Origin of the sequence: Bifidobacterium merycicum DSM 6492 (assembly GCF_900129045.1) — a bacterium.
GTDB lineage: Bacteria > Actinomycetota > Actinomycetes > Actinomycetales > Bifidobacteriaceae > Bifidobacterium > Bifidobacterium merycicum.
On record NZ_FQTX01000001.1, the window covers coordinates 189,456 to 212,882 of the forward strand.

The following is a 23,427-nucleotide window of genomic DNA, read 5'->3' on the forward strand; positions in this document are numbered from 1 at the left end:
CATTGACCCTGAGCGACGATATCGACAAGACCGGTGAAGGCGATCGCTTGACGGACCGCATGACGGGTGGAGCGGCCGCAAGCCCTGTGAATTCCGCAAGTCCTGTGAGCCCTGCAAGCCCCGCAGGTCCCGCCAGCGCAGGCGCTGGCTCTGGTGCCGGTTTCGGTGCGGGTTTCGGTACGGGTTTCGGTACGGGTTTCGGTGCGGGTTTCGATGCGGGAGCGCGCCCGGAAAGCGCGGGCGACGGCGCCCACGGCGGGAACGCGACCGCCCATGCGGATGTGCTCGCGGAATCCTCCGAAGTGCTGCTCGGAGACAACGCGCACGGCGTGGGCTTCGATTCCTCCGGCAGCGAGGAATGGGCCGAACGAGAATCGCGCAATCAGCTCAAGCGCGTCGCCGGCCTCGGCGAACTGCAGGACGTCACCGAAGTCGAATACCGCAAGGTCAGGCTCGAACGAGTGGTGCTCGTGGGCGTATGGTCGAGCGCCGTCACCACGCAAGCCAAAGCCGAGGAATCGTTGCGAGAACTGGCCGCGCTCGCGCAGACCGCGGGCGCCGTGGTGTGCGACGGCCTGCTGCAGCATCGTTCAAGACCCGACGCCGCCACCTACGTGGGTTCCGGCAAGGCGAAGGAGATCGCCGACATCGTGGCGCGTGACGAAGCCGATACGATCGTGGTCGACGACGACCTGCCGCCGAGCCAGCGTCGAGGATTGGAGGACGCCGCCAAAGTGAAAGTGGTGGACCGCACCGCCGTGATCCTCGACATCTTCGCCCAGCACGCCACTTCGCGCGAAGGCAAGGCGCAAGTGGAACTGGCGCAGCTCGAATACATGCTGCCGCGACTGCGCGGTTGGGGCGGATCCCTGTCCCGTCAGGCCGGCGGCCAAGCGGCCGGGCAGAACGGCGGCATCGGTTCCCGAGGTCCCGGCGAGACGCAGATCGAAATGGATCGTCGCGTGATCCGCACGCGCATCGCACGCTTGAAGAAGCAGATCGCCCAAATGGCGCCGGCCCGTGAAGTCAAGCGCGGATCGCGCCGTCGTTACGGACTGCCCACCATCGCCGTGGTCGGCTATACGAACGCAGGCAAATCATCGCTCACCAACCGGCTGACCGGTTCCGGCGAGCTGGTCGAAAACGCGCTGTTCGCCACGCTTGACACCGCGGTGCGGCGCACCAAGGCGAAGGATGGGCGACTGTACGCCTACGTGGACACGGTCGGCTTCGTGCGCAGACTGCCCACGCAGCTGGTCGAAGCGTTCAAATCCACGCTGGAGGAGGTCGCCGACGCGGACGTGATTCTGCACGTCGTGGACGCCTCGCACCCCGACCCGTTCTCGCAGATCGACGCGGTCAACGAGATCCTTGCCGACATCGAAGGCACCGCATCCATCCCGCGCATCCTGGCATTCAACAAGGCCGACCTGTGTGACAAGGCAACCGTGGAACGCTTGGCGGTGCTCGAACCCGACGCGCATATCGTCTCCGCATATTCCGGCGACGGTGTGGAAGGATTGCGCGCCGCGGTGGAGGCGCTGCTGCCCACGCCCGGCGTGCACGTGGAGGCGCTCCTGCCGTATTCCGAAGGGGCGTTGCTGTCCAGAATCCGCGAATACGGGCATGTGCAGGACGTGCAATGGCAGGATGACGGCGTGCACGTGTCGGCCGACGTGGACGACCGGCTGTCGGCGCAGATCGTCGCGGCGGCGATCGACTAGGCGACTGGCTGGTTGGTTGGCTGGTTGGCTGGTGGGATGGCGAGATACGCTGCTGATGGTGATGCTGGCGCAGCCTTTCGCTGCGGTTGTTCGCTGGTGGCAGCGTGTCAGCCGTGCCTTGCCGTGTTCCGTCGTGTGTCGAGATACTCCGATGCGTTCCCGCAGGCGGATTCCAACGTGGCACGCGGTGATATGTGAGCGCTGCCAGTGTCAGGTTATGTGAGTACAGTTGAAGTGATGTTTTGAGGAACGATGCGCCCAAACGGCGCATCTCTCTAAGAGAGGTATAGCCATGGCAGAATCGCTTATCAAGCCCACGAAGCTTGCTGTTATCGGTGCCGGCGCAGTCGGTTCCACCCTCGCCTTCGCCGCCGCCCAGCGTGGCGTCGCCCGCGAGATCGTACTCGAGGACATCGCCAAGGAACGCGTGGAGGCCGAAGTGCTCGATATGCAGCACGGCTCCAGCTTCTACCCGACCGTGTCCATCGATGGTTCCGATGATCCTGAGATCTGCCGAGACGCCGATATGATCGTCATCACCGCTGGCCCGCGTCAGAAGCCCGGCCAGACCCGCCTTGAGCTCGTCGGTGCCACCATCAAGATCCTTCAGGCGATCATCCCCGGCCTTGTCAAGGTCGCTCCGAACGCCATCTACATGCTCATCACCAACCCGGTCGACATCGCGACCCACGTTGCCCAGAAGATCTCCGGCCTGCCCGAGAATCAGGTCTTCGGCTCCGGCACCAACCTGGACTCCGCCCGTCTGCGCTTCCTGATCGCGCAGCAGACCGGCGTCAACGTCAAGAACGTCCACGCCTACATCGCCGGTGAACACGGCGATTCCGAAGTCCCGCTGTGGGCTTCCGCCACCATCGGTGGCGTCCCGATGTGCGACTGGACCCCGCTGCCTGGCCATAAGCCGCTCGACGCCGAAGTGCGTGAGCAGATTCACCAGGACGTCAAGAACGCCGCCTACAAGATCATCAACGGCAAGGGTGCTACCAACTACGCCATCGGCATGTCCGGCGTCGACATCATCGAGGCCGTGCTCAAGGATTCCAACCGCATCCTGCCGGTCAGCTCCATGCTGAAGGACTTCCACGGTATCTCCGACGTGTGCATGTCCGTGCCGACCCTGATCAACCGCCACGGCGTGAACACCGCCATCAACACTCCGGTGTCCGACCGCGAGCTCGCCGCGCTGAACCGTTCCGCGGAGACCCTGAAGCAGACCGCCGCCCAGTTCGGCTTCTGATAGTCGCTAGGTTGAGTCAGGTTTCTAGGCTAGATCGGCTTCCCGGTTCCCGAGATTCCTGGGTTCTCTGGGGCAGGTCAGTCGTTGGGCGTTCTGGATTGAGTCAGAACCCATAAGACCTGACTCTCCAATGGGAAAATTTGACTCCCAAACGGGACGTTGCCTTCGCAACGTCCCGTTTTCGTTTTTCTTCCCTTTCGTATCGTTTTCGGACAGATTCGCCCTGATTTTGTCTGATTCCGGTAGGGAAGAGCGGCAGAACAGGGCGGAAAATCAGGGATTCTCGCCATCGCTTCAAGCATATTGCCATACCCCGTACCGCTGTGAAACGAGATGCCAGCGTCAAACATTATCGGTATGCTTACGTTTGCAAATACTGCTCATGCGGCTGTTTGTGGATGATTCGCAGGCGCTGAATCGAACGCAGGGTATGAACGTGCATACCCCCGTGCATCCGCTCAGGCAGGCCGTCGATGGAGGAACAGGAAGGATCATACCGACGAAGTACAGAGAAAGCAACTATGACCTGTTGCGCATCCTCAGTTGCGTTGCCATTATCGTGATTCACGTAGCCACGCAGTGGGTGGACATCGGTCAGGGGAATCAAGCGTTCCTCGCCGGACTGAACCGCCAAATGCTGGTGAATATCTACGATTCGCTGTCACGGTTCGCCGTGCCGTGCTTCGTCATGATCTCAGGCGCGTTCATCCTGGACAATCCGAAGAATCTCGATTACAAGACGTTCTATCGTAAATCGTTCCGTCACGTGGTCGTACCGACCTTCATATTCACGATCCTCTACACCCTGTTCAAAGCGGGCATGAACCTCGCCGGCACCGGTTCGGGGTGGGGTGACGTGTTGTCCGGACTGGTGGCCGGCAAACCGTTCTATCACATGTGGTACCTGTATATGCTCATCGGTGTCTATCTTCTCGCCCCGTGGGTGATTCGTGTGAAGAGCGAGATCGGTGAGCGCATGTTCGAGAGGGTCGCGGTGGCGTTCCTGCTCCTCGCGGTCGCCAGCATGTGGACGATGGGCGAGGTCAAGTTGGCGTGGAATCTGGGCATGGTGTTTTGTTATCTCGGCTATTTTGCTGTTGGATACGTGCTGAGGAAGAGAATCGGCAAGAGCGCGAAGGTCGCGGTTCTGGCGTTGTCGGCCGGCCTGTTGATCGAGGTGTTCAATGGGGTCGTGTACTACTGGGCGCACTATGTTTCCGCCAATGGTTTCCCGCTTGGCATTGTCGGACCGTTCACCCCGCTTGTCGCGCTTTCTTCGGTGCTGATATTTGTCGGATTCGCTTCGATGGACGTGAAGGCTCCGCTTGGCGGTCTTGCGAATATGACGTTCGTGATCTATCTGTTTCACGCCGGTGTGGTTGAGAGCATTTCGATGGTCATGGTGTTGATGAACGGTAAGGATTGGATGATGGGGTACGACCCCTTGTACTGGGTGTGGATTTTCGTGTTGCTGGTGTCGTTGGTTTCCGTGATGCTGACGGTGGTGTATGACAAGCTGTTCGATGCGCTGGATGCCAGATTCTCCATTACCGATGGGCTGACTCGTTTGGTGAGGCTTGATGGCTGATTCGTCCCGTTTTCAGACAGAATCGGGACGATTTTATCCGAAAACGATACGAGCTAACCTTCATCAATTACCGGAATCAGACAGGAACGGCCTGCTTTTGTCCGATTCCGGTTAAGTCTGTCCGGGGTCGTGGAGCGGTTCAGAAGGCCGGGTGTCTCTCATACCGTTTTCAGACAGAAATGGGCTGATTCTGTCCGATTCCGGTGAAGTTGGGAACGCCATTCCTCATCGATCGCAGCGGGGCGAGGCGAATGGCACCGGTTCCCGAGTGGGGAAATCGATGCCATTCATCTTGCCATATGGTTCCAGCGTTTTAGCTGCTTCGGTGTCGTAGTGGATCTCCAGCAAAACTAGCGGTGCATCTCTTCGATGGACAGCGAACTGTACCCCTCCGGTTCGAGCTGGAAGGTGGTGTGCGGCACGGACACGGGGAAATGCTCGCGCAGGCAGTCCTGCAGCTGCTTGAGAATGGCAGCGCCATCCTCCATGGTCAGGCCGTTCTCCACCACCACATGCGCCATCAGAATCGGCAGACCCGTCGAAACGGTGCTGGCATGCAGATCGTGCACGGCGACCACGCGCGGCACCGATTCCAGATGCTTGCGCACCTCATCGAGATCCAGCCCCTGCGGGGTCTCCTCCAGCAGTACGCGGACGGCGTTGTGCAGCAGTTTGATTGCGCGGGGGATCATCATCAGTGCGATGATGCCGCCCGCGATCGCGTCGAACTTATCCCAGCCGGTTGTGAGCATGACCAGGGCGGATGCGACCACGGCTACCGAACCCAGTGCGTCGTTCATCACTTCAAGGAACGCGGCCTTCATATTCATATTGTCGCCGCGCTGCGAGGAAAGAATGGTGATGGAGACGATGTTCGCCACCAGCCCCAATATGCCGACGAACAGCAGAAGCCGAACATCGCTGATCGCCGTTTCGGAATCGCCGAACAGTCGCATGCATGCCTCGAACAGCGCGTAGATGCCCACGAACAGCAGCACCAACGCGCCGCATGCGGCGGTGATGATTTCGAGTCGGGCCCAGCCCCAGGTACGGGTGCTGTTGGGCTTGCGGCGCATCAGTATGGCGGTGATGGTGGATGCGACGAGTACGGAGACGTCGGTGAGCATGTGTCCGGCGTCGGTGAGCAGGGCGAGCGAATCGGTGATGAACGCTGCCACGACTTCGACCACGAATACGGTGAGGGTGACGGACAGTGTCGCGATCAATCGTTGTTGATGCCCCGCGCCTTGCGGGGTGGTATGCGTGTGCGCCATGTTCAGATCCTTTCCGGAAAACAGATGAGATTGTTTCTCAATACCATTTGCTTTTAGCCTCAGATACGACGAAACCCCGGCGCATGGCCGGGGTTCCGTTACTTGTCGTGAATGACTCTACAACTTTCGGAGGACGGTGACAACCTTTCCCATAATGGTGGCGTAGGTGCCGTCGATGGGAGAGTATGCGGGGTTGTGCGGCATAAGCCACACGTGGCCCTTCTCTTTGCGGAAAGTCTTCACCGTCGCCTCGCCGTCGAGCAACGCCGCCACGATATCGCCGTTCACCGCTGTGTGCTGTTCGCGCACCACCACGAAATCGCCGTCGCAGATTGCGGCATCGATCATGGAATCGCCGTGCACTTCCAGCATGAACAGGTTGCCGCCGGAGCCGGTGAGGCGCTCGGGCAGACGCATTACGTCGTCGATATGCTGTTCCGCGGTGATGGGTGTTCCCGCTGCGATACGGCCGACCAATGGGATGTCACGGGATTCGAGCACCGCTTCGCTTGCCTTCGAGGAGGGGAAGGGGATGATGGTTGCGGTGCCATGCTCGGAGTTGCTGTCATGCTCGGAGGTTCCAGTGCCGGACGACTGAGCGGAGAACGGATCGTGCAATATCTCGACGGCACGGCCTTTATTGGCGTTAAGTCTGATATAGCCCTTCTCCTCAAGTGCCTGCAGCTGATGTTTGACCGACGAGGGGCTTTTCAAACCGGCTGCGGCGCCGATTTCGCGGAATGAGGGAACGAAACCGCGCTCATTCTGATAAGTGGTGATTGCCTTGAGCACCTGAAGCTGACGATCGGTGAGATCGTCGGCCACCGAGGCGTCTGCTCGTGGCGTGTATGGGACAGTGCTCATGGCGTTCCTTTCGTCATTTTACCTAGCTTAACGTGAATCCGTTTTGAAATCAAACATTTGTTCGATACGGCGGGTTGTGCTATTCGAACATCTGTGCAACAATTAGAACAAACGTTCGATAGAACAACTGTTCGAAAGGTCGGTGGTCGCGATGGGCAGACATGTATTTGGGGTTCCGATGGTCGGCAATAATGTTGCGCCCGGAGCGGAAAGCGGTTCTGTGAAGCGTGGGGCTTTCCTCTCTCATGTGGCTGTGTGGCTGCGGGAGTCGGGGGAGGCTGGGCGATCGAAGCTGCTCGCCGTGGTGTTGTCCGTCGTGGTCGTATGTCTGGGGTTGGGGTGGTTGACACCATCCAATGCCGATTCCGCGACGGAACCCATGCGGGTGGTGAGCTATACAGTGCAGCCGGGCGATACGTTGTGGGCATATGCGGCCTCGATTACTCCGGAGGGAGGTGATGTATCGCGTACGGTGAGGGAACTTATCGATTTGAATGAGCTTGATTCGGCATCGCTTATTCCAGGTCAGCGGATCATCGTGCCGGCCGAGTGATACAGGTACTGCGTGTGATCGTGTCCGAATCGTGCGCGAGCTACATGCGAACCGCGTCGCAACACGCGAATTCCTGCGGTTTCGGGTATGGTGGGGGTCATGCATTGCCCTTATTGTCATCATTCCGAAACCAAGGTCATCGAGACGCGTGTCAGCGAGGACGGGTACTTCATCCGTCGTCGGCGTCTGTGCCTGCACTGCAATCGTCGTTTCACCACGCTGGAGACCACCACTTTGCTGGTGGAGAAGCGTTCCGGAAGCCTTGAACCGTTCAACCGCGACAAGGTGATTTCCGGTGTGCGGAAGGCGTGTCAGGGCAGACCGGTGCAGGAAGCCGATCTGAAGAAACTGGGGCAGCGGGTCGAAGAGGATCTGCGATCTGCCGGTCAGGCACAGGTCACGTCGGCTGAGGTAGGCAAGGCCATCCTCAAGCCGTTGCGTGATTTGGACGAAGTGGCGTACATGCGATTCGCAAGCGTGTATCAGAACTTCGAGAACCTGGAGGACTTCCAAGCCGCGATAGATGAGCTGCGCAATGATAACGAGGAGGAATCCGAAGCGTAGCCGATTGCCGAAATCGCAGGTTTCGGGTGATTGCTTTCGGGCGATTGGTCATCGTATATCAGGAGTTCGGAGCAGGAAAGGGTTCCGAACGTGTGACGCGACGATGCAGGCAATGCGACGGTTCACGGACAATGCGACGGTTCACGGACAATGTGATAATTCAATATGGTGATGCGGCCATGGTCGCGGTATGAAGCGGCATACGTGTTATGCGTTGCGCGTTGCGCTGATGCCGGACGGCCGGGTGGCGGGACGTCATTGGGTGATAAATATGGCGAGGTCAGGGCGTTGCCCTGATGTCGTGTGGCATGATGATGCGAATCGTCGACGATGTTGCTCATGCCTGTCGTTGCGACGATGATGGTTGTTGCGGCGGGTGACCGACCATGAACGCTGATAATCCAATACGGACCAATAAAAGGATCAAACGGACTTAAACGGGCCAATACTGGCCAATATGGGAATGCAAGGTGGACAAGATGAGTGATGAAACAATGTATGGCTCCTTGGGGCGGCTCGCCCCGGAGTGGGATGGGGATGAGAGAGCCCGCAATCTGACGGCGGACGACATCTATGAGCGGTTCTTCGACTGGGCCATCGATGTGAAGGGCATCGAGCCATGGCCGCATCAGGAGGAAGCCATCATGGATATCCTCGCAGGCGACCACGTCATCCTGAACACGCCGACGGGATCGGGCAAATCCCTGGTGGCGTTGGGCATGCATTTCGCGGCCCTGTGCACCGGTCGCCGTTCGTACTATACGGCTCCGATCAAGGCGCTGGTCAGCGAGAAATTCTTCGATCTGATCGAAGTGTTCGGACGTGAGAACGTAGGCATGATCACCGGCGACAGTCATATCAACGCCGACGCGCCGATCATCTGCTGCACCGCCGAGATTCTGGCCAATCAGGCGTTGCGCGAAGGCGAGCATGCCGATGTCGGTTTGGTCGCTATGGATGAGTTCCACTATTTCGGCGATCCCGAACGCGGCTGGGCATGGCAGGTGCCGTTGCTCACCCTGCCGCAAACGCAGTTTCTGCTGATGAGCGCCACATTGGGCAATGTGGACGCCATCGCGAACAAGCTTTCCGAGCTGAACGACACGCCGGATGTGGACGTCATCGCCAATGCCCCACGCCCTGTTCCGCTGAACTATGAATACACGCTTGATCCGCTTGAACGCACGGTCGAGCTGGCCTACAAGGATGGGTCAACGCCTATCTATGTCGTGCACTTCTCGCAGGATGCGGCGCTGGAAACGGCGCAGGCGCTGGCCTCCACCGGCGTATCCAGCAAGGAGCAGCGCAACGCCATCGCGGAAGCCATCAAAGGCGTGAAGTTCACCACGGCGTTCGGCAAGATTCTGCAACGCTTGCTGCGCACCGGCATCGGCGTGCACCATGCCGGCATGCTGCCGCGGTATCGCAGGCTGGTCGAACAGCTGGCCCAGCAGGGGCTGCTTTCGGTGATCTGCGGCACCGATACGCTGGGCGTCGGCATCAACGTGCCTATTCACTGTGTGGTGCTTACCGCCCTGACCAAATACGACGGCAATAAGATGCGTAAGCTCAAGGCGCGCGAATTCCATCAGATCGCGGGTCGAGCCGGGCGTATGGGGTTCGACACCGAAGGATTGGTGATCGCCGAAGCACCGGAATTCGAAATCGAGAATCAGAAGGCCATAGCCAAGGCCGGAGGCGACCCGAAGAAGCTGAAGAAGATCAAGCGCAAGAAAGCTCCCGAAGGGTTCGTGAACTGGAACCAGAACACCTTCGACAAGCTTATCGACGCTGAGCCGGAAACGCTGGTCCCGCACTTGAAGATCACGCATTCCATGGTGCTTAATGAAGTGGAACAGGGCGGCGATGCCCGCGCCCGCATCGACAGGCTCATCGACGATTCGGCACAGACCCCGGACCAAAAGGAGCGTTTGCATCAGCGGGCCGACGAAATCTTCCAGACCTTGTTCGACACCGAAGTCATCGAAACCGAACGTCTCGCGGACGGTAGTCTGGACTATCTGATGACGCTCGACATGCCGGACGATTTCGCACTCGACCAGCCGCTGTCGCCGTTCCTGCTGGCCGCGCTCGAACTGCTCGACCCCGAATCGGAAACCTATGCGCTCGACGTGATTTCCATGGTCGAAGCCACGTTGGAGGATCCGCGTCAGGTGCTGCGCGCACAGGAACGCGCCGCGAAAGACAAGGCCATGGCCGATATGAAGGCGGACGGGCTCGACTACGACGAGCGCATGGACAAGCTCGCCGAAATCACCTATCCGAAACCGTTGGAAGACATGCTGGAAGCGGCCTTCACCCAGTATCGTCACGACGTGCCATGGGCGAACGATTACTGGCTGAGTCCGAAATCCGTGGTGCGTGACATGGTCGAAACCGCTTCGGACTTCACCGGCTATATCGCCCGATACAACATCGCGCGTTCCGAAGGCACCCTGCTGCGCTATCTGTCCGACGCCTACCGTTCCCTGGCCCGTACCGTGCCGCTCGAAAAGCGAGACGAACGTCTGAAAGACATCATCGCATGGCTGCGTGTGCTCGTGCGCTCCATCGACTCCAGTTTGGTGGACGAATGGGAGAATGCAGGCGGCTCCTCGGATGAAGCGTCCCAGGCCGCGGCCTCGTTGGCGGCCCCCGGTTCGGGCAATGAGGTCGTTGAAGACCGGCGCGGTCTGACCGTACTGGTGCGCAATGCGCTGTTCCGTCGCGTGCAGCTCATGGATCTCGACAAGCCCGATGAGCTGGGCGCGCTCGACCGGAATTGGGGTTACGGTGTGCACGAATGGGAGGATGTGCTCGACGACTACTACGACGAACACGAATACGTGAACATCGACGCCGAAGCCCGTTCGCCCAAGCTGTTCATGTTGGATGACACACATGAACGCGACGAGCACACGTGGAAAGTGCGTCAGATCATCGACGATTCCGATGGCGACCATGATTGGGCCATCAGCGGCGTGGTCGACCTCGACGCCACGCAAAGTGGTGGCGAAGTCGTATTCCTCGACTATTCGGTCGGCGACTGACAGCGAGGACGGTCGGTCATATGAATGGCCGTTCATATGACCGGTTGGCCGGACGGAATAGTTGGCCGGACGGAATAGTTGGCCGGACGGAATAGTTGGCCGGACGGAATAGTTGGCCGGACGGAATAGTTGGCCGGGCTAATAATTGGAATTAGCCCGGCCAACGGTTGGAATCGGGCTGTGTCGGTCCGGAGGCCAGCGGTCGGAATCGGGTAACGGTCAGTCCGAAGACAAGCAGCCGGCACCGGGCGATGGCCAGCTGGAATCTGCCAGCCGGAATCTACCGGCTGGAATCTACCGGCTGGAATCAGGGGAGCGACTGGCGATCAGTCCTCCTCCAACCGTCGGCGCATCTCGTCGGCGTCCACAGACAGCGGAGGCCACAGCAAGTTCATGTTACGCATGCTGATACGCAGCAACTCCGACACCACGGCACGCGAATACCAGCGGTTATCCGCCGGAACCACATACCAAGGTGCATCATCGGTGCTGGTCTTCTCAAAGACCTCCTGCCAGGCGTCCATGTACTCGTCCCAACGTTCACGCGCCTCCAAATCACTCGGATCGAACTTCCAATACTTCGTCGGATCGTCCAAACGATCAAGGAAATGCTTCTTCTGCTCCTCGCGGCTGGACACGAGGAAGATCTTCAGAATCGTGCAGTCGTCGGCAACCAGATTATGTTCGAACTGGTTGATTTCGTCATAGCGTGCACGCCACTGATCTTCCGCCACCGTGCCATAGATGCGTGGCATCACGATGTCCTCGTAATGCGATCTGTCGAAAATGCCGATCCAGCCGTTCTGCGGCAGCTGTCTTCTCACACGCCACAGGTAATCATGCTGCTTCTCCTCCTCGGTGGGCGCGCCGAACCCGTGGTAGTGGATGCTCATCGGGTCGCCCTGACTGAACACGTGGCGTACGATACCGCCCTTGCCGGAAGCGTCCATGCCCTGCAACACGATGAGCAGTCGCTTGTGCGAATGCTTCGTGCCGTTCGCATACAGCAGACGCTGATAGCGGGCGATGCTCAGCGAACTGATCTGCATGAAATGCTCAGCCTCATCGCGGCTGCCGCACCATCCCGGCAAAGCATGCGGGTCGACCGCACGCACGTCCACATCGGAATGGAATCGCAGCAATTGCGCGGGCGGCAACTCCCAGACGGAACTCAGCAGTTCGCTGACCTTCGCCACATGCGCCAAACGCTCCGACACGGTTTTCGCGCGTCTGATCGTGTCGAGATGATCCTCCACCTTCTTCAGGGTCTTCTCCACACCCGTGTCCTTGACAGTCCCCTTTTTCGTATCCTTGTCAGACATTCCAGCCTCCTTGCCAACAATGCGACTTTGCAAATGCAATCGATTCCATCCTAGCGGCGAAATTCGGGAAACGACGGTTTTAAGAGGGGATTGCCGGGGATTGAGGAGGGGTGTTTGGGAATGCGAGGAGAATTGCGTTTGTTTTGGATTGGCGGGAAGCGCAAGAAGAATGGTCAGGGAGAAGGTGGAAGAAGGGGAGCGGATGGGGAGAGGGGATTGAGGGAGGAGAGGGGATTGAGGGAGGAAAGAGGATTGGGGGAGGGAGAGAGGAAGGAGAAGACAGGGGTAAAGGGGGTAAAGGCTGAAACATTGAGTTGCAGTGAAATCATGTGCAGAGGGAACGCCATCTTACGTAACATCAGACAATCCAGAAGGTTACAGACACAATCTCGTGCTCCACTTCACCAAAATCAGACAGAAACAGCCTGATTCTGTCCGAAAATGAGGGAGATTACCCCGTTTCACATCCCCAGAATCGGACAGAAACGGGCTGATTCTGTCTGATTTCGGGGGAGGGTGTCCGGTTCCGTATCCTCAAAATCGGACAGAAACGGGCTGGTTTTGTCTGATTTCGGGAGAGAGCGTCCCGAAGTACGCAGTCACACATATTGGAATTATTGGAATCGGACAGAAACGGGCCGCAAGGAGACGCGGCGGATGATCGGAAGACAACCACAATCCCCGGAAGGCAGAGCGGTAGAGTGGACAACATGAGCGAGCAGGATTTGTTCGGTGCGGCGGACGCACCTGAAGACATGACCAGACCATTGGCGGTGCGCATGAGGCCGCAAACCATCGACGAAGTGGTGGGACAGGATCATGTGCTCGGTCAGGGGTCCCCGCTGCGTCGCCTCGCCAATCCAGCCTCCAAAGGCTCGCTCACCGCACCGAGCTCCATCATCCTGTTCGGCCCTCCCGGCGTGGGCAAAACCACGCTCGCCACCATCGTGGCCAAACAGTCCGGCCGTGAATTCGAAGAACTTTCCGCCGTCACATCCGGCGTCAAGGATGTGCGCGACGTGCTGAACCGCGCCCACGAACGCTTGGTGACACAAGGCAAGGAAACCGTGCTGTTCATCGACGAGGTGCATCGCTTCTCCAAATCCCAACAGGACGCACTGCTGCCGGCGGTCGAAAACCGCGACGTCACCTTCATCGGCGCAACCACCGAAAATCCCAGCTTCTCCGTCATCAAACCGTTGCTGTCGCGTTCCGTGGTGGTCAAACTCGAATCGCTCGAACCCGAACAGCTCCATGAGCTCGTCACGCGTGCGCTCGAAAGCCCGAACGGGCTGAAAGGCGAGGTTAAAGCGAATGATAAGGCTATCGATGAGATCGTGCGCATGGCCAGCGGCGATGCGCGCAAAAGCCTGACGATCCTGGAAGCCGCGGCGGGTGCGGTGACGGGGGACAAGGCGCGTAGGAAAGGCGCGCGCAAACCGATCATCACACCGGATGTCGTTTCGACCGTCATGGACACGGCCACGGTCCGTTACGACAAGGATGGCGATGATCATTACGACGTGATCTCCGCGTTCATCAAATCCATGCGCGGTTCCGATCCAGACGCCGCCATCCACTATCTGGCGCGAATGATCCGTGCCGGTGAGGATCCACGCTTCATCGCCCGACGCATCATGATCGCCGCGTCCGAAGATGTGGGCATAGCGGCACCGCAGATTCTCCAGGTCACCGTGGCCGCAGCGCAAGCGGTGGCGCTGATCGGCATGCCGGAAGCGCGCATCATCCTCGCCGAAGCGACCATCGCCGTGGCCACTGCACCGAAGTCGAACGCCAGCTACAACGCCATCAACTCGGCTCTGGCCGATGTGGACGCTGGGCATATCGGTGCGGTTCCGCTGCATCTGCGCAACGCTCCGACCAAGCTCATGAAGGAATGGGGCAACCACGAGGGGTACCGGTATGCGCATGATTGGCCCGGTGCTGTGGCGCCGCAGCAGTACATGCCCGACGAGCTGGTGGGCAGGGAATACTACCATCCCAACGATCGCGGTTACGAGCGCGAGGTATCGGCGCGACTGGCGAGGATTCGCCCTATCCTGCACGGGGAGAGCGGGATGGCCGGGAACGGTGGAACGGTAGGGAACGGTGGAACGACCGGGGAAGCGGGATGACCGTAACAGCGGAACGACCGCGGAAGCGGGATGATCGGGAACGGTCAGGCTGGCGAAACCGATTCAGTCAGCCGAGCTTCCATCCGGCTTCCATCCGGCTTCCATCCGGCATCCATCCGGCTTCCATCCGGCTTCCATCCGGCATCCATCCGGCTTTCACCCGGAAGCGCACTGTTGTCCACCTGACCCGGCTACACTGAACACTCGGCTATCAAACGAAACGTCTGCCGCGTGGGTGCGCGGCGCGAGGATACATACGCCGGTTGGCAATACCTTATATTCCACTTCTTCAGCACAACAACGAGTCCCGGGAAATCGCTTCCACTGCGGAGCGAAGCGCGGGGCGCAGCGAAACCACGAATGAGAATATGAGCGAGAACACGAAAAACACGAACACGAAGATCACAGACACGAAGAACGAGAGCAATATCACGACGAACACGAACGCAAACGCGACGAACGCGACAAACACGGCAAACACAAACACGACAAATGGAGCAAACGCGGCAACAAGCACCGCCGCCGCATCCAAAAGCACCGCCGACGAGAAAATCAGCGGCCGACTCATCGGTTCAATCGTCGCGGTCGGGTCCCTCGCCTTCATCGGCATCCTCACGGAAACCGTGATGACGGTGCTGTTCCCCGCACTGATGCGCGAATTCAACGTCACCACGTCCACCGTGCAATGGATCACCACCATCTACCTGCTGTCCGTCGCGGCGACCATGCCGGTCAGCTCCTTCCTGAAACGACGCTTCAAGATCAAGGCGCTGTTCCTTGCCGCGGTGGCGCTCGCCCTCATCGGCTCGCTGATCATGATCGTCGCGCACGCGTTCCCGCTGCTGCTCATCGCCCGTGTCATCCAAGGCATCGGCTCCGGCATCGCCACGCCGCTCATGATCAACATCATCCTCGAACAGTCGCCGCGTTCCAAAATCGGTCGTCTTATGGGCGTCGGTTCGCTCGTGATCACCGTCGCGCCCGCCATCGGCCCGACCGTCGGCGGCGCGGTGACCAGCATCCTGCCGTGGCGTGCGATTTTCGTCATCGCGATTCCGCTGATCCTGCTGGCCGCGGTGATCGGTTGCCGTTGCCTCGAACAGAAAGTGCCCACCGAGGACGCCTACCTTGAACCGTTGCAACTGACCGCCATCGTATTCGCCTTGGTCGGTCTGGTGCTCGCCTTGAATCAGGGCGGCGTGGCCGTGGGCAAGCTCGTATCCGGTGCAAAGGCGACCGCATCCTTCATCATCACCGCGGTTTGCCTGGTGGTGGGACTCGGCTCGCTGGCACTGTTCGCATTCATGTCCCGCCGCGCGTTCTCGCCGCTGCTGCGTCTCGGCATCCTGCGCGATCCCGTGGTGCTGCTGCACGCCGTCGCGTATACGCTCATGCCGCTTGTCGCCATCGGCTATGGCTACGTGATCACCAATGTCGCACAGCTGTCGCTCGGCACGTCCACGTTCGTGGCGGGTGCGCTGGTGTTGCCAGGCGCGTTGATCGGCGCGGTGTGCGCTCCGCTCGGCGGATGGTTCTACGACCGGTTCGGCGCGGTCAAACCGATCCTCATCCCGATGGGTATCGCCGTGCTCGGCCCCACGCTGATGCTGGTGTTCTCCATGCACCTGACCGCCGCGATGCTGGCTGGTTTCTACTTCGTGTTTGGTTTCTTCTACGCCATCGGCAATGCGAACGTGATGACCAGTGCGCTGTCTGAAGTGCCGGGCGTGTTCAAGCCCGATGGAAACGCCATTTTCAACACATGTCTGCAGTTCGGCGGTGCGGCCGGTACCGCGCTGTTCGCCACGATCCTGTCGGTGGCGCAGGCCGGTGCGGGCAAGGAAGGTTCCGCTTCGTTCGCCCACGCCACGGCGGTTGGTGGCGCGTGGACCTTCGGCACGATGATTCTGATTTGTGTGATCGGTTGGACGTGCCTCGCCACGGCCATGCGCATCCGTGTGCGGCGCAGTGGCCGTGCTGTGCGCTGAGGTGCGCTGATTGGTGAGCTGATTGGTGAGCTGATTGGTGAGCTGATTGGCGAGCTGATTGGCGAGGTGGGCTGGCCGGAACCATCCGACCGGAACCATCCGACTTCATACGGCGAAGGGCGACCCCGTTATTCGAGCGGGGTCGCCCTTTCGCTATCCGTGGTATGCGCGGCGTGCGCGATCACATGCGGTCCGCGGCTGATAATCCGGCTGCGCACCTGGTCGCGCACCTGATCACGCACCTAGTCACGCACTTGAGCCGAATCTATTCGCGCACCAGCTGGATGTGCTCGACGTCGTCGCGCTTGGAACGGCGGTAGATCACGAAACGGTTGCCGATGGTCTGCACGACTTCGGCGTTCAGCTGCTCCGCCAGGCCCTCTGCCGCTTCCTTGGCGGTCAAGCCGGAACCGTCCTGCACGGCGCATTTGATGAGCTCGTGCTTTTCAATCGTCTCGTCGGCCTGCTTGATCGCGGCTTCGGTCAGATCGTTCTTGCCCACGTAGAACAGCGGCTTCAGCGAGTTCGCGAGAGCACGCAGCTGCTTGGTCTGCTTCTTAGTCAGTGCCATTGATACGTCCTTACGTTTTCGTTACGTCTTTCGATTGATCCGCGCGTGTTGTGCGCGGTTTCATACCATTCGTCAGCATAGCGCAAGGGGTTGCAAAGGGCTGATTGACGGGTTGCGGGCGGTATTTCGCGAGTGATGGGCGTGGGGTTACAAATGGCTGGGATTACAGGTGTGGTGCTGCGGATGAGGCAGTTGGGAGCGGGGCACGAATGACTCGACTCGACATCACCTCCTGTCCTCTCAGCGTAGTCGTTTGGTGATGCCGTCCCCGTATGGCTGCGCTGAGGGGTTCTGAGTGTAGCCGTTTGGTGGTGCCGTCCCCGTTTGGCTACGTTGGAGGGGTTCTGAGTGTAGCCGTTTGGTGGTGCCGTCCCCGTTTGGCTACGCTGAGGGGTTCTGAGCGTAGGCATCCGGTGGTGCCATCTCCGTTTGGCTACGCCAAGGGCGGGGAACAGGGAAGGAGAGGAAGGAAACAGGGGGGAGGAGCGAATAGGTCTGAGCGTAGTCGTTTGTGGATGGCTTCGCCGTTTGGTTACGTTGACGGGTTCTGAGCGTAGCCGTTTGGCGATGTCTTCTCCATTTGGCTGTGCTGAGGTGCCGTAAGCGTAGCCATCCGGTGACGCCACTCTTGTTTGGCTATGCTGACGGGCCCCAGTGTAGCCGTTTGGTGGTGTCATCTCCGTTTGTCTACGCTGAGAGGCTCTGAGCGTAGACATTTGGCGATGCTTTCTCCGTCTGGCTGTGCTGAGGTGCCGTAAGCGTAGACAAATGGTGATGCTGTTCCTGTTTGTCTACGCTGAGGGGTTCTGAGCGTAGTCGTTTGGGGATGGCTTCGTCGTTTGGCTACGCCGATAGGGGAACGGATATAAATGGGAGGGAGAGCAGGAGCGGGCGAGAAAGGGACGGGAACGGACGAGAAGGGGAACGGACGAGAAGGGGAACGGACGAGAAGGGGAACGGACGAGAAGGGGAACGGACGAGAAGGGGAACGGACGAACATAGCAAAGCACCGGCGAATAGGGCGGATTCGCCTCCCCATTCGCCGGTGCTTTGCCTGGGTTATTTAAGAGATGGACTGCTGTTCAGCCTGACTCGGTCCTGTGCAGCCGAACCACTCAGTCCTGTGCAGCCTGTTCGCTCAGAATCTCGTCCACCAGCTCCTGCTTGGCGTGGATCTGACCTTCGAAACCGGGGCGGATGTCGAGACGGATCACCACATCGGTGCGGTACCCTTGGCCGGCCAGCTTCATCGTCGCGTCACGGATCACCTTGAGCACGTCGTCGATGTCACCCTCGATGTTCGTGAACATGGCGTTCGTCTCATTCGGCAGACCGGACTGGCGAATCACGTCCACCGCCTGCGAAACGTACGTGGACTTCTCCGGGCTCGCTCCGGCCGGGCTGATGGCGACGGCCGCCAGCGTATTGATGTACGGCTTGCCGGTCTTCGGGTCTACGGGCACTTCCTGCTTCTCGGCGTTACGGTCAAGAGCCATGATTCCTCATTTCTGCGTTTGATTTCTGTGATGTTGTGATTATTACTTGCGGCCAATCAGTCGGTCAGTCAGTGGTCAGTCAGTGGTCAGCAACCAGCCAGCCAAGCCAGCCAAGCCAGCCAAGCCAGCCAAGCCAGCGCAAAGCCCCATTCAGCGCCAACGCCACGCGTGGTCCATCGGTCCGGAACCGTGACCCAGGTCGAGCTGCGCGTTCAACGCACCGGTCAGGTACGCCTTGGCGCTGCGAATGGCTCCGGGCAGCGTCTCGCCGAGCGCCAAATGCGATGCGATGGCGGAACTCAGCGTGCATCCGGTGCCGTGCGTGTTCGGATTGTCCACGCGCTGCCCGTCGAACCACGTGATCGTGCCATCGGCCTCGGCCAGCACATCGTTCGCGTCGTTCGTATTATGCCCGCCCTTCACCAGGGATGCGCAACCGAACTGTTCGGCGAGTTTCAGCGCCGCACGCTCCATACCATCCGCATCCTCGATCTGCAGTCCGGTCAGCGCGGAAGCCTCCGGAATGTTCGGCGTGATGACCGTGGCGAGCGGGAACAGTCGTTGCGTGAGCGCGTCGACCGCATCATCGCTGATGAGTTTCGCACCCGACGTGGCGACCATGACCGGGTCCAGCACCACATTAGTGGCGTGATGCGCGGTCAGTCGATCCGCGATGACGGTGATGAGATTGACGGACGAAACCATGCCGATCTTCACGGCAACCGGCGGAATATCGTCGAAAACCGCGTCGATCTGATCGGCGAGGATCTCAGGCTGCGTGTCCTGGATGGATCGCACACCGGTGGTGTTCTGCGCGGTGAGCGCGGTGATGGCGCTCATGCCGAACACGCCGTTGGCGAGCATGGTTTTCAGATCGGCCTGAATGCCTGCACCGCCGGAGGAGTCCGATCCGGCGATGGCGAGTACCGGTTGCAGTGTCGTATGTTCCATCTGTTCTCCTTTTGTTTCGGTCCTCAAAATCCTGATTCTAGGCGGTTCGTACGCCGTAGGCCACCGGTCCGGCGAACCGGGCGGGTGGCCTACGGCGCGGCTCGGTGCACATAACGCGCACCGAGCCATCGGTGCGTCAGCGCGTCGGTGCGTCGGACCGTCTGCAGTGTCAGTGCGTCCGCACGCACTCAGCGCGACGACACACACAGCACGCACAGCGAACACCAAGCGCACCAAACACTCAGCGCACCAAACGCATCAAACACCAAGCGCCCCAAACACAATCACTTCTTCAGCGCCTCATCCACCAGTTGCGCCTGCGCGGCCGCGTCGCCGAACTTCTTGCGGATGTTCTGCGAGATGGCCATGGAGCAGAACTTCGGGCCGCACATGGAGCAGAAATGCGCCATCTTCGCGGGCTCGGCGGGCAGCGTCTCGTCATGGTAGGCGATGGCGGTGTCCGGATCGTAGCTCAGGTTGAACTGGTCGAGCCAGCGGAATTCGAAACGCGCCTTGCTCATGGCGTTGTCACGGTCCATGGCGTGCGGGTGGTGCTTGGCGATGTCGGCCGCATGGCAGGCGATCTTGTAGGCGATCACGCCCTGTTTCACATCGTCCTTGTTCGGCAGGCCGAGGTGTTCCTTCGGTGTGACGTAGCACAGCATGGCGGTGCCGTAGCGTGCGATCTCCACGCCGCCGATGGCGGAGGTGATGTGGTCGTAGCCGGGGGCGGTGTCGGTGGTGAGCGGGCCGAGCGTGTAGAACGGCGCATCGTTGCAGATGGCCTTCTCCATCTCGATGTTCATGCGCACGGTGTCGAACGGAATATGGCCCGGTCCTTCGATCATGACCTGCACGTCCTTGGCCCAGGCGCGCTTGGTGAGTTCGCCCAGCGTCATGAGTTCGGCCAGCTGCGCCTGGTCGTTCGCGTCCGCGAGCGAACCGGGGCGCAGGCCGTCGCCCAGCGAGAACGCCACATCATACTTGGCGAAAATGTCGCACAGTTCGTCGAAATGCGTGTACAGGAAGCTTTCCTGATGATGCTGCAGGCACCATTCGGCCATGATCGAACCGCCGCGCGAGACGATGCCGGTCATGCGGTTGGCGGTCAGCGGCACGAAGTGCATAAGCACGCCGGCGTGGATCGTCATATAGTCCACGCCCTGCTCGCACTGTTCGATCACGGTGTCGCGGAACAGCTCCCAGCTCAGCTTGGATGCGTCGTCCTCCACCTTTTCCAGCGCCTGGTACATCGGCACGGTGCCGATCGGGACGGGGGAGTTGCGCAGAATCCACTCACGCGTGGTATGGATGTCGTTGCCGGTCGAAAGGTCCATCACGGTGTCGGCGCCCCACTTGGTCGCCCACGTGAGTTTCTCCACCTCTTCGTCGATGGACGAGGTGACGGCCGAATTGCCCATGTTCGCGTTGAGCTTGGTGAGGAACTTGGCGCCGATGATCATTGGCTCGGCTTCGGGGTGGTTGATGTTGCACGGCATCACCGCGCGGCCCGCGGCCAGTTCGGAGCGCACAAGCTCCACGCTGCAATGCTCGCGTTCGGCCACGTAGCGCATTTCCGGGGTGATGATGTTGTGGCGTGCATACCACATCTGCGTCACCGGATGGTCCTTGGCGCGCATGGGCTTGTGCTGGCGGCCGCGCCACTCCTTGGATGCCTTGCCGCGCTTGATGGCACGCTTGCCGTCATCCTCGAGATTGCGGCGGCGACCTTCGTATTCCTCCACGTCGCCACGGTCACGGATCCAGTCGAGACGAAGCGGCACCAGGCCTTCCTTCGGATCGCACTTGGGGCCTTCCGTGTTGTAATCCTTGAACGGCGGGTTCGGGCCGACGCCGGGCGTGTCGGACAGTTTGATCTCGGTGTACGGCACTTCCAGATCGTAGGTGCCGAACTGGTTTTCGAAATGGATCGGCGTGGTCTTGCGGATATGCGCCTTGTCGCGTTGGGTGCAGCCGCGGGCCGCGATGTCCACGCGCTGCTGCTTGGCCAGCTTGGAGGCGGCCTTGGCCTCCTTGGCGTTGGTGAACTTCTTTGCGGCGGGCTGTGCCGGCTGCTGGCTGGCGTTCTCCGCAACGGCTGCCGGGCGTTGCGCGTAGCCGTGCCTCCTGTTGCCGCGTACGGCCTTCCAGCGCGTCACCATCTCACGGGTGGCGGCTTCCGGATCGTCCGCGCCTGCAATGGCGGATACCACGAACCAGCCGGCAGCGTCGGTGGAGGCCAGCATTTCCATATCATCAGCCGTCACACCGCCGCCGACCACGACGGGGAAATCGCTTGCCGCGCAGATGGTGTTGATCTGTTCCTCGTCAAGCGTGTGGCCGGAGCCGTCGTTGCCGCCCACGGAGGCTTCGGGCTTGGTGGTGGAGACGTGCAGCGGGCCGGCACCGATGTAGTCGATGCAGCCTGCCGGCAGTTCGTTGATGAGCTTGACCAGGCTTTCGGTTTCCGCGGACAGGCCGACGATGGCGTCCTCGCCGAGCAGTGCGCGGGCTTCGCGCGGTTCCATATCGGTCTGGCCGATATGCACGCCGTCCACTTTGATGCCCTTGTTGCGAGCCTGCCAGACCACGTCCACGCGGTCGTCGATTACGAACGGCACCGTGTCGGACTTATTGTTGTCCTCGATGATCTGCGCGATGTCGCGTGCGGTTTCGGTAAGTTCCTTGGCGTCCATCTTCTTGGCGCGCAACTGGATGAAGGTGGCGCCGCCACGCAGGGCGTCGTCCACCACGTCGGTGACCGGTCGGCCCTTGCAATCCTCCGGGCCTACGACGAAGTAGGCGCTCAGATCGAAACAGTCGCGCATGGATGCGTATGGGAAATTCTTGCTCATTGGTGTCCCCTTATAGCTTGATATGGAAGGAAAGTATGGATGGATTTCGCCGCGCGTTACGGGTATCTGTATGCGCCGCGCTGCTGTACGGAAAGCCGATCCACGGGCTTGGCGCATGTTTCGGCATAGAGCATGACGGTATGCGCCAAATGCTGCGTGCATACCCGTCTGGCAAGCGGCTTGATACGTGTGGAAGCCGCTTCGACGGTCAGCCGATCAGAATCTCGGACTGAGCCACCTGTTCTGCGGTGACGTTCCACAATGCGTCGAGGAACGCGACCTGGAAGGAGCCCGGGCCGTTGGACTCACGTTCGGCGATCTCGCTGGCACGGTTGTACAGCAGCGATGCCGCGATGGAGGCGACAAGCGGTTCCGCCACGGCCAGGTAGGTGGCGGTCACGCCGCCAAGCGAGCAGCCGGCTCCGGTGATCTTCGTCATCATCGCGCTGCCGCCGGGCAAACGGTATACGGTCTCGCCATCGGTCACCAGATCGGATGCGCCGGATACGGCGACCGCGCCCTTGCCGCCAGCGGCATGCTGCGCAAGATAGCGTGCCAGTCGTTTGGCGTCATCCACGGCGGCCTCCACCTCGTCCACGGCTTCCACGCCGGCGGGGCGGGTGGTCTCGCCTTCGGTGCCGTCGTTCGCGCCAAGCTCCCACATGGCGTCCAAGGCGATGATCTCGCTGGCGTTGCCGCGAATCACCGTCGGGGGAGCGGATTTGAAGGATTGCAGGATGGCGGTGCGGGTCTTGCCGATACCCGCGGCCACCGGGTCAAGCACCCACGGCTTGCCCAAATACTGCAGTTTGCGGGCGATATCCGCCAGCGCGTCCTTGTAGAACGGCAGCAGCGTGCCCACGTTGATGTACGTCGATCCGGCGATCTTCGCGGTATCCACAATGTCGTCCGGCAGGAAGCTCATGGCCGCGGTACCGCCCGCGGCGAGCTGTGCGTTCGCCACCAGGTTGATGGTGACGAAATTCGTGAACGACTGCGCCAGCGGCGTGGTGGAACGTACGTCGTTCACCGCCTGTGCGATGCGCTCGCGAATCGGGTCTGTTGCGGAAATCGAGGAAACGGCTGCTGTGCCGTCAGTGTATGAGCTGTCACTCATTGCGCTGCTCCCTACGTTGGTCCTAACCAACAGGTTCAAAGGGTCAGGCGTTCGCCTATCTCAGCTTCCCGCGCGTGCGGGAAGCCCCCCTGCATGTACAAATACGGTTTTCAACGTATA

At 60.2% G+C, this 23,427-nt stretch carries 17 protein-coding genes and 1 riboswitch; of the genes, 8 read left to right on the forward strand and 9 right to left on the reverse strand.

Annotation, left to right across the window (positions count from 1 at the left end; translation table 11 throughout):
- Nucleotides 1–2: 2 nt before the first annotated feature.
- The 3 genes from hflX to BUB29_RS00805 all read left to right on the forward strand — a co-directional run bounded on the left by hflX (nt 3) and on the right by BUB29_RS00805 (nt 4,567).
- Nucleotides 3–1,724, forward strand: a complete 1,722-nt coding sequence (gene hflX, locus BUB29_RS00795) for a GTPase HflX (RefSeq protein WP_234945666.1) — start codon at nt 3–5, stop codon at nt 1,722–1,724.
- Nucleotides 1,725–2,016: 292 nt separating this feature from the next.
- Nucleotides 2,017–2,979: an L-lactate dehydrogenase gene (locus BUB29_RS00800; RefSeq protein ID WP_033523732.1), complete on the forward strand. Its 963-nt coding sequence runs from the start codon at nt 2,017–2,019 to the stop codon at nt 2,977–2,979.
- 130 nt (nt 2,980–3,109) lie between these two features.
- Nucleotides 3,110–4,567, forward strand: a complete 1,458-nt coding sequence (locus BUB29_RS00805) for an acyltransferase (protein ID WP_081888401.1) — start codon at nt 3,110–3,112, stop codon at nt 4,565–4,567.
- A gap of 350 nt (nt 4,568–4,917) precedes the next feature.
- Here BUB29_RS00805 and BUB29_RS00810 read toward each other — a convergent pair whose 3' ends face one another.
- Nucleotides 4,918–5,841 carry a cation diffusion facilitator family transporter gene (locus tag BUB29_RS00810; RefSeq protein WP_033523730.1) on the reverse strand — a complete coding sequence of 308 codons (924 nt, stop codon included), beginning with the start codon at nt 5,839–5,841 and terminating at the stop codon, nt 4,918–4,920.
- A gap of 117 nt (nt 5,842–5,958) precedes the next feature.
- Nucleotides 5,959–6,705 carry a transcriptional repressor LexA gene (lexA, locus tag BUB29_RS00815; RefSeq protein ID WP_033523729.1) on the reverse strand — a complete coding sequence of 249 codons (747 nt, stop codon included), beginning with the start codon at nt 6,703–6,705 and terminating at the stop codon, nt 5,959–5,961.
- 220 nt (nt 6,706–6,925) lie between these two features.
- On the opposite strand from lexA, the gene BUB29_RS00820 reads away from it, so the two are divergent.
- The 3 genes from BUB29_RS00820 to BUB29_RS00830 all read left to right on the forward strand — a co-directional run bounded on the left by BUB29_RS00820 (nt 6,926) and on the right by BUB29_RS00830 (nt 10,872).
- Entirely contained in the window at nt 6,926–7,258 is a 333-nt protein-coding gene (locus BUB29_RS00820) for a LysM peptidoglycan-binding domain-containing protein (protein ID WP_033523747.1), read from the forward strand.
- A gap of 99 nt (nt 7,259–7,357) precedes the next feature.
- Nucleotides 7,358–7,822 (forward strand): transcriptional regulator NrdR, encoded by a 465-nt coding sequence (gene nrdR / locus BUB29_RS00825; RefSeq protein ID WP_033523728.1) that lies wholly within the window; start codon nt 7,358–7,360, stop codon nt 7,820–7,822.
- Between the two features lie 479 nt (nt 7,823–8,301).
- Nucleotides 8,302–10,872, forward strand: a complete 2,571-nt coding sequence (locus BUB29_RS00830) for a DEAD/DEAH box helicase (RefSeq protein WP_033523727.1) — start codon at nt 8,302–8,304, stop codon at nt 10,870–10,872.
- Between the two features lie 326 nt (nt 10,873–11,198).
- On the opposite strand, the gene BUB29_RS00835 is transcribed toward BUB29_RS00830, so the two are convergent.
- Nucleotides 11,199–12,194 (reverse strand): PPK2 family polyphosphate kinase, encoded by a 996-nt coding sequence (locus BUB29_RS00835; RefSeq protein WP_033523725.1) that lies wholly within the window; start codon nt 12,192–12,194, stop codon nt 11,199–11,201.
- A 710-nt stretch (nt 12,195–12,904) separates the two neighbouring features.
- Here BUB29_RS00835 and BUB29_RS00840 point away from each other — a divergent pair.
- Nucleotides 12,905–14,329, forward strand: a complete 1,425-nt coding sequence (locus tag BUB29_RS00840; protein WP_033523746.1) for a replication-associated recombination protein A — start codon at nt 12,905–12,907, stop codon at nt 14,327–14,329.
- A gap of 289 nt (nt 14,330–14,618) precedes the next feature.
- Here the strand turns inward: BUB29_RS00840 and BUB29_RS09875 are convergent, their stop codons facing one another.
- Entirely contained in the window at nt 14,619–14,933 is a 315-nt protein-coding gene (locus BUB29_RS09875; RefSeq protein WP_162178567.1) for a hypothetical protein, read from the reverse strand.
- On the opposite strand from BUB29_RS09875, the gene BUB29_RS00845 reads away from it, so the two are divergent.
- Nucleotides 14,905–16,317: an MFS transporter gene (locus BUB29_RS00845; RefSeq protein ID WP_407640897.1), complete on the forward strand. Its 1,413-nt coding sequence runs from the start codon at nt 14,905–14,907 to the stop codon at nt 16,315–16,317. The genes BUB29_RS09875 and BUB29_RS00845 overlap by 29 nt on opposite strands.
- A gap of 265 nt (nt 16,318–16,582) precedes the next feature.
- On the opposite strand, the gene BUB29_RS00850 is transcribed toward BUB29_RS00845, so the two are convergent.
- From BUB29_RS00850 to BUB29_RS00870, 5 genes are all read right to left on the reverse strand, one after another.
- On the reverse strand, nt 16,583–16,888 hold the full coding sequence (locus BUB29_RS00850; RefSeq protein ID WP_033523724.1) for a YhbY family RNA-binding protein: 306 nt from the start codon (nt 16,886–16,888) through the stop codon (nt 16,583–16,585).
- A 1,115-nt stretch (nt 16,889–18,003) separates the two neighbouring features.
- Entirely contained in the window at nt 18,004–18,384 is a 381-nt protein-coding gene (locus tag BUB29_RS00855) for a thiamine-binding protein (RefSeq protein WP_033523723.1), read from the reverse strand.
- A 150-nt stretch (nt 18,385–18,534) separates the two neighbouring features.
- A complete protein-coding gene (gene thiD / locus BUB29_RS00860) occupies nt 18,535–19,335 on the reverse strand; it encodes a bifunctional hydroxymethylpyrimidine kinase/phosphomethylpyrimidine kinase (RefSeq protein ID WP_033523627.1) in 801 nt (266 codons plus the stop codon).
- Nucleotides 19,336–19,619: 284 nt separating this feature from the next.
- The gene (gene thiC / locus BUB29_RS00865; RefSeq protein WP_033523614.1) at nt 19,620–22,190 is read right to left on the reverse strand and encodes a phosphomethylpyrimidine synthase ThiC; all 2,571 of its coding nucleotides are present in this window, start codon (nt 22,188–22,190) and stop codon (nt 19,620–19,622) included.
- Between the two features lie 208 nt (nt 22,191–22,398).
- Complete coding sequence (locus tag BUB29_RS00870) at nt 22,399–23,307, reverse strand: hydroxyethylthiazole kinase (RefSeq protein WP_033523613.1); 909 nt, start codon at nt 23,305–23,307, stop codon at nt 22,399–22,401.
- A riboswitch (TPP riboswitch) is annotated at nt 23,299–23,408 on the reverse strand. It overlaps the preceding gene by 9 nt.
- Nucleotides 23,409–23,427: the final 19 nt, after the last annotated feature.

Bases quoted from the DNA above. Each gene is read 5' to 3' on its own strand.
- BUB29_RS00800 (WP_033523732.1), top strand. From the start codon at position 2,017: ATGGCAGAATCGCTTATCAAGCCCACGAAGCTTGCTGTTATCGGTGCC.
- BUB29_RS00805 (WP_081888401.1), top strand. From the start codon at position 3,110: ATGGGAAAATTTGACTCCCAAACGGGACGTTGCCTTCGCAACGTCCCG.
- BUB29_RS00810 (WP_033523730.1), bottom strand. From the start codon at position 5,841: ATGGCGCACACGCATACCACCCCGCAAGGCGCGGGGCATCAACAACGA.
- lexA (WP_033523729.1), bottom strand. From the start codon at position 6,705: ATGAGCACTGTCCCATACACGCCACGAGCAGACGCCTCGGTGGCCGAC.
- nrdR (WP_033523728.1), top strand. From the start codon at position 7,358: ATGCATTGCCCTTATTGTCATCATTCCGAAACCAAGGTCATCGAGACG.
- BUB29_RS00830 (WP_033523727.1), top strand. From the start codon at position 8,302: ATGAGTGATGAAACAATGTATGGCTCCTTGGGGCGGCTCGCCCCGGAG.
- BUB29_RS00835 (WP_033523725.1), bottom strand. From the start codon at position 12,194: ATGTCTGACAAGGATACGAAAAAGGGGACTGTCAAGGACACGGGTGTG.
- BUB29_RS00840 (WP_033523746.1), top strand. From the start codon at position 12,905: ATGAGCGAGCAGGATTTGTTCGGTGCGGCGGACGCACCTGAAGACATG.
- BUB29_RS09875 (WP_162178567.1), bottom strand. From the start codon at position 14,933: ATGAAGGCGAGGGACCCGACCGCGACGATTGAACCGATGAGTCGGCCG.
- BUB29_RS00850 (WP_033523724.1), bottom strand. From the start codon at position 16,888: ATGGCACTGACTAAGAAGCAGACCAAGCAGCTGCGTGCTCTCGCGAAC.
- BUB29_RS00855 (WP_033523723.1), bottom strand. From the start codon at position 18,384: ATGGCTCTTGACCGTAACGCCGAGAAGCAGGAAGTGCCCGTAGACCCG.
- thiD (WP_033523627.1), bottom strand. From the start codon at position 19,335: ATGGAACATACGACACTGCAACCGGTACTCGCCATCGCCGGATCGGAC.
- thiC (WP_033523614.1), bottom strand. From the start codon at position 22,190: ATGAGCAAGAATTTCCCATACGCATCCATGCGCGACTGTTTCGATCTG.
- BUB29_RS00870 (WP_033523613.1), bottom strand. From the start codon at position 23,307: ATGAGTGACAGCTCATACACTGACGGCACAGCAGCCGTTTCCTCGATT.